Source organism: Oceanibaculum pacificum (genome assembly GCF_001618175.1).
Lineage (GTDB): Bacteria > Pseudomonadota > Alphaproteobacteria > Oceanibaculales > Oceanibaculaceae > Oceanibaculum > Oceanibaculum pacificum.
In genome coordinates this window covers 1-9,296 of record NZ_LPXN01000022.1, presented here as the reverse complement: position 1 = coordinate 9,296, position 9,296 = coordinate 1, and the positions used below count along the sequence as shown (strand labels likewise).

10 protein-coding genes are annotated in these 9,296 nt (G+C 68.0%); 9 read left to right on the top strand and 1 reads right to left on the bottom strand.

The window, feature by feature from the left end; all coding sequences use genetic code 11:
* The first annotated feature begins 195 nt into the window (after positions 1-195).
* The 8 genes from AUP43_RS02385 to AUP43_RS02350 all read left to right on the top strand — a co-directional run bounded on the left by AUP43_RS02385 (position 196) and on the right by AUP43_RS02350 (position 7,769).
* Positions 196-792: a DsbA family protein gene (locus AUP43_RS02385; protein ID WP_067552170.1), complete on the top strand. Its 597-nt coding sequence runs from the start codon at positions 196-198 to the stop codon at positions 790-792.
* Positions 793-839: 47 nt separating this feature from the next.
* A complete protein-coding gene (gene smc / locus AUP43_RS02380) occupies positions 840-4,382 on the top strand; it encodes a chromosome segregation protein SMC (protein WP_067552166.1) in 3,543 nt (1,180 codons plus the stop codon).
* A 127-nt stretch (positions 4,383-4,509) separates the two neighbouring features.
* On the top strand, positions 4,510-4,872 hold the full coding sequence (locus AUP43_RS02375; protein WP_067552163.1) for an AtpZ/AtpI family protein: 363 nt from the start codon (positions 4,510-4,512) through the stop codon (positions 4,870-4,872).
* A 23-nt stretch (positions 4,873-4,895) separates the two neighbouring features.
* The gene (locus tag AUP43_RS02370) at positions 4,896-5,621 is read left to right on the top strand and encodes a F0F1 ATP synthase subunit A (RefSeq protein ID WP_067552160.1); all 726 of its coding nucleotides are present in this window, start codon (positions 4,896-4,898) and stop codon (positions 5,619-5,621) included.
* 56 nt (positions 5,622-5,677) lie between these two features.
* On the top strand, positions 5,678-5,902 hold the full coding sequence (locus AUP43_RS02365; RefSeq protein WP_067552156.1) for an ATP synthase subunit C family protein: 225 nt from the start codon (positions 5,678-5,680) through the stop codon (positions 5,900-5,902).
* Between the two features lie 104 nt (positions 5,903-6,006).
* On the top strand, positions 6,007-6,591 hold the full coding sequence (locus AUP43_RS02360) for a F0F1 ATP synthase subunit B family protein (protein WP_067552154.1): 585 nt from the start codon (positions 6,007-6,009) through the stop codon (positions 6,589-6,591).
* Positions 6,592-6,604: 13 nt separating this feature from the next.
* Complete coding sequence (locus AUP43_RS02355; RefSeq protein ID WP_067552150.1) at positions 6,605-7,087, top strand: F0F1 ATP synthase subunit B family protein; 483 nt, start codon at positions 6,605-6,607, stop codon at positions 7,085-7,087.
* Between the two features lie 109 nt (positions 7,088-7,196).
* Positions 7,197-7,769, top strand: a complete 573-nt coding sequence (locus AUP43_RS02350; protein WP_067552147.1) for a c-type cytochrome — start codon at positions 7,197-7,199, stop codon at positions 7,767-7,769.
* Positions 7,770-7,806: 37 nt separating this feature from the next.
* Here the strand turns inward: AUP43_RS02350 and AUP43_RS02345 are convergent, their stop codons facing one another.
* Positions 7,807-8,016, bottom strand: coding sequence for a DUF1674 domain-containing protein (locus AUP43_RS02345; protein WP_067552144.1), 210 nt, complete (start codon positions 8,014-8,016; stop codon positions 7,807-7,809).
* A gap of 120 nt (positions 8,017-8,136) precedes the next feature.
* Here AUP43_RS02345 and htpX point away from each other — a divergent pair, with 120 nt between their 5' ends.
* Complete coding sequence (htpX, locus tag AUP43_RS02340; RefSeq protein WP_067552173.1) at positions 8,137-9,006, top strand: zinc metalloprotease HtpX; 870 nt, start codon at positions 8,137-8,139, stop codon at positions 9,004-9,006.
* The last annotated feature ends 290 nt before the right edge of the window (positions 9,007-9,296 follow it).

Sequence of the window (9,296 nt, the reverse complement as noted above, 5' to 3'; positions counted from 1 at the left end):
TACCCTTCGAGACGCCGGCTTAAGCCGGCGTCTCGAAGCATAAGGCGTCCCAAAGAACGCCCCTTTCCGCCATCCCGCAAAATAGCCATAAACTTGGCTGAAACAGCAGACTTGCCGGCATCGTGACCGGCGGCTATTGTTCCCTCAACATCTTGTGGTTTGGAGGCCGTCTTGAAGCGTATTGCGCAATTTATAGTGGGTGTAGTGGTCCTTGGCTGGAGCCTCTCCGCCGCCGCGCAGCAATCGCTGGAGGAGATGTTGGCGCCGCGCATCCTGGGCAATGCCGATGCGCCGGTGGAGATTCTGGAATTTTCCTCCATGACCTGCCCGCATTGCGGCCGGTTCCACCGCGAGACGCTGGGCCAGATCAAGAAGAACTTCATCGACACCGGCAAGGTGAAGCTGGTGCTGCGCGACTTCCCGTTCGACGGGCTGGCGCTGCGCGCTTCCATGCTGGCGCGCTGCGCCCCGCCGGAGCGCTACCATGCCTTCGTCGAGACGCTGTACCACAACCAGGATGCCTGGAGCCGCGCGGCGGACCCGATGGCGGCGCTGGCGCAGATCGCCAAGCTGGGCGGCATGAACCAGCAGCAGTTCGAGGCCTGCATGGCCGACGAGAAGCTGCTGGACGGCATTCTGCAAGGCCGGCTGGAAGCGCAGAACAAATACAACATCACCTCCACCCCGACCTTCGTCATAAGGGCCAAGGGCGAGGAGAAGACGATCAGCGGGGCGCAGCCCTATGAAGAGTTCGAGAAAGTGCTGAAACCGCTGGTCGACAGCGCCTCCTAAGGGGGCGCTCATCGGCCGGCGGCGCTCATCGCGGGGATGGCGCGTCGGTGCAGTTCAGGAAGATCCGCCTTACGGGATTCAAATCCTTCGTCGATCCGACCGAATTGATCATCGAGCCGGGGCTGACCGGAATCGTCGGCCCGAATGGCTGCGGCAAGTCGAATCTGGTCGAGGCCATCCGCTGGGTGATGGGCGAGACCTCCGCCAAGCAGATGCGCGGCGGCGAGATGAACGACGTCATCTTCGGCGGCACCTCGAACAAGCCGGCCCGCAACATCGCCGAAGTCGGCGTGCTGATGGATAATTCGGCGCGCCGCGCCCCGGTCGGCTTCAACGAGCATCTGGAACTGGAGATCACCCGGCGGATCGAGCGCGACAAGGGCTCGGCCTACCGGGTGAACGGCAAGGAAGTCCGCGCCCGCGACGTGCAGCTGCTGTTCGCCGACGCCTCCACCGGCGCGCGCTCGCCCGGCCTGGTCAGCCAGGGGCGCATCGGCTCCATCATCAACGCCAAGCCATCCGACCGCCGCATGCTGCTGGAAGAGGCGGCCGGCATCATCGGCCTGCATTCCCGTCGGCATGAGGCCGAGCTTAGGCTGCGCGCGGCCGAAGGCAACCTCGCCCGGCTGGACGATGTGCTGAAGACCATGGACGCCCAGCTCCAGGGGCTGAAGCGCCAGGGCAAGCAGGCCAGCCGCTATCGCAACCTGTCCGACCATATCCGCCGGGCCGAGGCGATCCTGCTGCACCTGCGCTGGCAGAAGGCGCTGGCCGAGCGCGAGGCGGTCGAGGCCAGGCTGCGCGAGGCCGAACGCCAGGTCGCCGCGCTGACCACCCAGGTCTCGGAAGCCACCACCCTCGCCGGCAAGACGCAGGAGGCCCTGCCCGCCCTGCGCCTGGCCGAAGCCGAGGCCGGGGCCCAATTCCAGCACCTCACCATCGCCAAGACCGAGCTGGACGCCGAGGAACGCCGCGTCGTCGAGGCCAAGGCCCAGGCCGAGCAGCGGCTGAAGCAGCTCGACGCCGATGCCGGGCGCGAATCGGCGCTGGCCAAGGATGCGGCGGCCGCCATCGACCGGCTGGCCGCCGAGGCGGGCGGACTGGAGGACGCCCGCGCCGGCGAGACCGACGCCCTGGCAGAGGCGCAGAAGCGGCTGGATTCCGCCTTCGCCGATGCCGAGGAGGTGGAGACCGCGCTGACCACGCTGACCCAGGCCATCGCCGGCGACGAAGCGCGCAAGGTGCAGCAGGAACGCCAGCTCGCCAATCTGGAGGAACGGATCGGCCGCCTCGCCCGCCAGGCAGAGGAGATCGAGGCCCAGCGCCGCCGGCTGGCCGCCGAATCCGACATCGAGGCAGAGGCAGCCCAGCTTGCCGCTGCGCTGGCCGCCGCCGAGACGGCGCTGGCCGAGGCGCGCGCCGCGGTCGAGCAGGCCGAGGCCGGCGTCGCCGCCGCGCAATCCGCCGCCGCCGAACGGCAGACGCAGAATGCCCGCCTGCACCAGGCCGAGCGCGAGGCCCGCACCCTGCGCCAGCAGGCCGAGCAGGCCGCCGGCAAGCTGCGCGCCGAAATCGCCGGCCTGCGCGAGGTGCTGACCGACAAGGCCGGCGAGAAAGCTCCGGTGCTGGGGCAGCTCGCCGCCGCCCCTGGCTATGAGGCGGCGCTGGGCGCTGCCCTGGGCGAGGATCTGGAGGCCGCCCTGGGCGGCGCCGCCCCGCGCCGCTGGGAGGATATGCCGCCGCTGGCCGACGCCCCCGCCCTGCCGGCGGGCATCCAGCCGCTCTCCGCCTATGTGACCGCGCCGCCGGCGCTGGCCCGGCGGCTGGCGCAGATCGGCGTGGTGGAATCGGCGGAGCAGGCGCTGGCGCTGCGCGACGGGCTGAAGGCCGGCCAGCGGCTGGTCGACCGGCAGGGGGCACTGTGGCGCTGGGATGGCTTCACCGTGGCCGCCGGCGCGCCCAGCGCCGCCGCCGCCCGGCTGCGGCAGAAGAACCGGCTGACGGCGCTGGAGGCCGAGATGGCGGCCGCCGAGGCGGAGCGCGAGCGCGTCACCGCGCTGCATGCCGACGCCGAGAAGGCGGTGCAGGCCGGGCAGGAGCAGGAACGCGCCGCCCGCGCCGCCGAGCAGACCGCCCGCCAGGCCGAGCAGGGTGCGCGCCAGGCGGAGCGCGGCTGTTTTTCCCGGCTGAGCCAGGCGCGCGACGCCGAATCCCGGCTGGCGCAGAAGCGCGCGGCGCTGGGGTCCCGCCAGGCGGTGCTGGTCGCCTCCGCCGAACGGTTGCAGGCCGAGCAGGTCGAGGCGACCCAGCAGCGCGACGCCGCCAAGGCTGGCCTGGCCGATATTCCCGACCTTGCCGCCCGCAAGGAGGAGGCAAACGCCCAGCGCGCACTCCTGGCGGAAAAGCGCAGCGCCGTGGTCGAGGCGCGCAGCCGCCACGATACGCTGAAGCGCGAGGCCGAGACGCGCCGCCAGCGGCTGGCCGCCATCGCCGACGAGCGCCGCTCCTGGGACAGCCGGGCGGGGGGAGCCGCCCAGCGGATCGCCGAGATCGAAGCGCGCCGGGCGGAGGAGCAGACCGCCATCGAAGGCTATGCCAAGCGCCCGGCGGAAATAGCCGAATTGCGCGACAAGCTGGTGCGCGGCATCGCCGACGCCGACGCGCGGCGCAAGGAGGCGGCGAAGCTGCTGGCCGAGGCCGAATCCGGCGCCTCCGAAGCGCAGCGCCTGCTGCGCACCGTCGAGGCCGGACTTGCCGAAGCGCGCGAGGACCGGGTGCGCGCCGAGGCCGCCGTCGAGCAGGCGACCCAGGCCCGCCAGGTGCTGATCGACCGGGTGCGCGAGCGGCTCGACTGCCGGCCCGATCAGGCGCTGGCGATGGCCAATGTCGACATCGCCGAGACACTGCCGGCGGAAGCCGAGATCGAGCAGCGCCTCGACCGGCTGATGCGCGAGCGCGACGGCATGGGGCCAGTCAATCTGCGCGCCGAGCACGAGGCCGGCGAGGTCGAGCAGCAGATCGACACGATGCAGCAGGAGCGCAGCGACCTGACGCAGGCCATCGCCCGGCTGCGCCAGGGCATCGCCGCGCTGAACAAGGAGGGGCGCGAGCGGCTGCTCGCCTCCTTCGGCAAGGTGAACGCCTCGTTCGAGGAGCTGTTCGTGCGGCTGTTCGGCGGCGGTCGCGCCTATCTGGAGCTGATCGAATCCGACGATCCGCTGGAGGCCGGGCTGCAGATCATGGCCAGCCCCCCGGGCAAGAAGCTGCAGGCGCTCTCGCTGCTGTCCGGCGGCGAGCAGGCGCTGACCGCGCTGGCGCTGATCTTCGCCGTATTCCTCACCAACCCCTCGCCGATCTGCGTGCTGGATGAGGTCGACGCCCCGCTGGACGACAGCAATGTCGACCGCTTCTGCCTGCTGCTGGAGCATATCGCCAAGGAAACCGGCACGCGCTTCCTGGTCGTCACCCATCACCGCATGACGATGGCGCGCATGGACCGGCTGTTCGGCGTCACCATGGCCGAACGCGGCATCAGCCAGCTCGTCTCGGTCGATCTCACCGGGGTCGAAAGGCTGCGCGCGATTGCCTGATTAGCCGCGGATTTCCGCCCGCCTCGACCTGCCCGATTCCCGCCTTGACAGGGTGGGGGGCGTTCCTTATGGTCCGCGTCGCGCTGACGGCGCTACCGCCGGAAGCTATAGGGTACGTGCGTTCATCTTGACTGATCGTGAACCGGAAAATTCGTCCCTGCGGGACATTGCAAGCCGCCTGAGTAAGGCGCGCGGCGCGCAGGATGGAAAGACCGGGCAGTCCGCCGACAAGGGGCTGCAATCCTCCCTCGGGATGGGGTTTCGCATCGGGGTCGAGATGGTGGCGGCCATCGCTGTCGGGCTCGGCATCGGCTGGCTGCTCGACAATTGGCTCGGCACGGGTCCTTGGCTTCTGGTGCTATTTTTCTTTCTGGGGGCTGCGGCCGGCGTGATGAACGTCTACCGCGCCATCACGGGGATCGGGTTGGCGCCTGGCTATAAGAAGCCGGCGAAGGCCCGAGCCGACGACGACAAAGACGGCGACGTGTAAACGCACCGAAGTGGGGCAAAGCCTTGGCCAGTGGTCCTCTTGAACAGTTCCAGATCAAGCCGATCATTCCGATCCAGGTTGGCGATCTCGATCTTTCCTTCACCCAATCCTCGCTGATGATGACCATCGCGGTCGTCCTGGTGACCGGGTTTCTGACTCTGGCGATGCGCGGCCACACGCTGGTCCCCTCGCGCCTGCAGTCGATGGCGGAGCTGTCCTACGAGTTCATCGCCGGTATGATACGCGACAGCGTCGGGCCGGAGGGTCGCAAATACTTCCCCTTCGTGTTCTCGCTGTTCATGTTCATCCTGCTCGGCAACCTGCTGGGCATGATCCCCTACAGCTTCACCTACACCAGCCACATCATCGTCACCTTCACGCTGGCCTTCGCCGTGTTCGTGATTGTTACGATCATCGCCCTGGTGCGGCACAAGCTGCATTTCTTCAGCTATTTCTTTCCGGAGGGCGCGCCCATCTACATGGCACCGCTGCTGATCCCGATCGAAATCCTGTCCTATCTCGCCCGCCCGGTCAGCCTGTCGATCCGACTGTTCGCCAACATGATGGCCGGCCACACGATGATGAAGGTGTTCGCGCTGTTCACCATCTCGCTGGGCGTATTCGGCGTGGCGCCGCTTGCCATCAACGTGGCGCTGACCGCTTTCGAAATTCTGGTTGCCGTGCTGCAGGCCTACGTCTTCACCATCCTGACGTGTCTGTATCTGCGCGACGCCATTCACCTGCATTAGTCGCGAATTTTCGCCGCTAATCGAACCGTTCCACCAAAACTAGAGGACCGAAGACGATGGAACTCGATGCCGCCAAGATGATTGGTGCCGGCCTTGCCGTTATCGCCCTGATGGGCGTTGGCGTTGGTATCGGCAATATCTTCTCGACCCTGATCGCCTCGATCGCCCGTAACCCGGCCGCCCGCTCGGAAGTGTTCCCGATCGGCATTCTGGGTTTCGCGCTGACGGAAGCGATCGCGCTGTTCGCTCTGCTCATCGCCTTCCTGATCCTGTTCACCTAGTAGCCGCTTTCCGGCTTCCGGCGGGCGGCCTGGCCGTCCCTCGGATGTGATGCATGGATGACCCCGGCCCTGGTGCCGGGGGGAAGCGAGACAGGATAGCGATGATGAGCGTTCGCTCTGTTAAGCGTGCTGCCGCCGGTTTTGCCGCCCTGGCCCTGACCGCCGCCCCCGCGTTCGCGCAGGATGGCGGTGCGGGTCTGCCGCAGCTCGACACGAACAGCTTCGCGACCCAGATTTTCTGGCTCGCGGTGACGTTCGTCGCCCTCTATCTGCTGATGTCGCGTATCGCGCTGCCGCGTGTCCGCGATGTTCTGGAAGAGCGCGATCGGCGCATTGCCGACGACCTCGAAAAGGCTGAAAAGCTGAAGGAAGAGGCGGAAGCGGTGCTGGCCGAGTACGAGAAGGCGCTGGCCGACGCCCGCAGCCAGGCCCAGGCCGCGATGGCCGAAGCGACCGAGAAGGCCAATGCCGAAGCCGCCAAGCGGCAGCAGGCGCTGGCCGACACGCTCGCGGCACAGGTCGCCGAGGCGGAAACCCGCATCGGCGCGGCCAAGCGGGAAGCGCTGGAGAATGTCCGCCAGGTGGCCGTGGAGGTCTCCCGCGAGGCGACCCTGCGTCTGATCGGCGGCGATATTGCCGAGGCCGATGCCGCGAAGGCGGTCGATGCCGCCCTCAAAGAAAGCGCCTGAGGGGACGGGAACCATGCTGCACGATACTAATTTCTGGGTCGCCGTCGCCTTCGTGATCTTCGTCGTGCTGGCCTACAAGCCAGTGATGAAGCAGGTTGGCGGCGCGCTCGACGCCCGGGCGGAACGCATCCGCCTGCAGATCGAGGAAGCCCAGCAGTTGCGTGAGGATGCGCAGGCGCTGCTCGCCACCTACAAGCGCAAGCAGCGCGACGCGTTGAAGGAGGCGGAGGATATCGTCGCCCATGCGCGGGACGAGGCGAAGCGCACGCAGGAGCGCGCGGCGGCCGAGCTGGAAGCCTCGCTGAAACGCCGGGAGGCGCAGGCGCTGGAGAAGATCGCCCAGGCCGAGGCCAAGGCGGTGCAGGAAGTGCGCGAAAAGGCGGTCGACGTCGCCATGATCGCCACCCGCAAGCTGCTGGCCGACCAGCTCGACGCCAAGGCGGCCAACAGCCTGGTCGATGACGCCATCGCGCAGATCCCGACCAAGCTGCACTGACCGCGCCATTCCGGAATTTTAAAGCAGCCCCCTGGCCCAGCCCAGGGGGCTGCTTTTTTGTACGCCGGGAGCGGGATATACTGCCGAGCCAGCAAGAGGTGCGGCCAGCATGAATTCCGACCCCTATAAGCGCCGGCAAGCCAGGATAGAGGCGATACGCGCCGGGCTGCGCGGCGCGGAGCAGGATCCGGATGCGCGGATCGGCCCGTTCCGCATGGGGCGCGGCGGCGGCTTCCTGCTGATCGCCGCCATCGCCGCCGCCGCGATCACCCTCGCCGGCGTGTTCTGGGACAAGGAGGCGGCCAAGCGCGCCACCGGCCCGAACCCCGACGACATCAATCAGGTGCAGCTTGGCCGCAATGTCTATTTCGGCCATTGCGCCTATTGCCACGGCGATGCGCTGGAAGGCAAGCCGGGCTGGCAGCTCACCTATGCCCAGGGCGGCCGTCCCCCGACGCCGCTGGACGCAGAGGGCGCCGCCTCGCTGCGCACCGATACCGCGCTGTTCGAGATCGTGAAATTCGGCGGCCAGCCCTACTCCCCGCCGGGCTATCGCAACGAGATGCCGGCCTATGAGCACAAGCTGACCGACCCGGAAATCTGGGCGGTCATCGCCTATATCCAGAAAAGCTGGCCGGCCGATATCCGCGCCGAGCAGAAGGCGCACAGCAAGCGCAATTGAGGCTTGGCGCGGGCGGCCCCATGCTTCGAGGCGTCGCTCAGAAATCCGTCACCCGGCCCTTGAAGGCCCAGTCGCCATAGCGCGTCGGCTCGGGGCCGGGCGGGCCGCCGATCTCCTTCGGTTCGCTTTTGGGCGGCTCCGCCTTGGCCGCGGGCTTCGCGGCCGCATCCTCGCCGGGCTTGGGCTTGCGGAAGCCGGTCTCGCGGAACACCGGCACGGGCTTCTTATCCTGGGTTTCTTCGCTCATGCGATGAGATATGGCGCAGGCCTGGCGCGCCGCCAAGTCTTGAAGGCGCATCGCCGTGGGGACATCTATCATTTCGCCGATCCATCGGGATCGGCTGCAACGAGAGGTATGACGCAGACGATGGGCTTTACGCGCACGGCGATCCTGATGGCGGGCATGACCGCCCTGTTCCTCGGCATCGGTTTCCTGCTGGGCGGCGAGGGCGGCATGCTGATCGCGCTCGCGGTGGCGGCGGCGATGAACCTGTTCGCCTACTGGAACTCCGACAAGATGGTGCTGTCGATGTATGGCGCGCGGGAGGTGCCGCCGGGCGGCCATCCCTGGCTGTACGACATCGTGGCCCGGCTGGCGGAGCGCGCGCAGATGCCGATGCCGAAGGTCTACATCATCGAGAGCGACCAGCCGAACGCCTTCGCCACCGGCCGCAACCCGCAGAACGCCGCCGTGGCCGTAACCTCCGGCCTGATCCAGCGGCTGACGCATGAGGAGGTGGCCGGGGTGCTGGCGCACGAGCTGGCGCATGTGAAGAGCCGGGACACGCTGATCATGACGGTGACCGCGACGATTGCCGGCGCGATCTCCATGCTGGCCAACTTCGCCATGTTCTTCGGCAATAACCGCAACAACCCGATGGGGCTGATCGGCACCATCCTGGTAATGATCCTGGCCCCGGTGGCCGCGATGCTGGTGCAGATGGCGATCAGTCGCTCGCGCGAATACGAGGCCGACCGGGTGGGGGCGGAGATTTGCGGCCGGCCGCTCTGGCTCGCCTCCGCCCTGCGCAAGATCGAGCTGGCCGCCAAGGGCCTGGACAATCACCAGGCGGAGCGCAACCCGGCGACCGCGCATATGTTCATCATCAACCCGCTGCACGCCCATGCGGTGGACGGGCTGTTCACCACCCACCCGAAGACGGCGGAGCGCATCCGCCGGCTGGAAGCCATGGCCGGCCAGGGCCTGGAGCCCGCCCGGCCGCGGCCCTGGGGGTGAGCGAGTAGCACGCTACGCTCCGGCCCCCTTCTCCGTCCGTCACCCTCGGGCTTGTCCCGAGGGTCCACGCTTCAGCCCGCTGGAACGACCGTCGAGTAATCCGAAGCCTGGATTCCCGGCACAAGGCCGGGAATGACGGTTAGAAAAAACGGCAAATCCCGCCTCTACTTCACCACCGGGTCGATCGGCAGCAGCGACAGGCCGGCGGCCTGTTCGAACAGTTTGGCGGCCTGCAGCATGCTGGCCTCGCCGCGCGGCTTGCCGACGATCTGCAGGCCGACCGGCAGGCC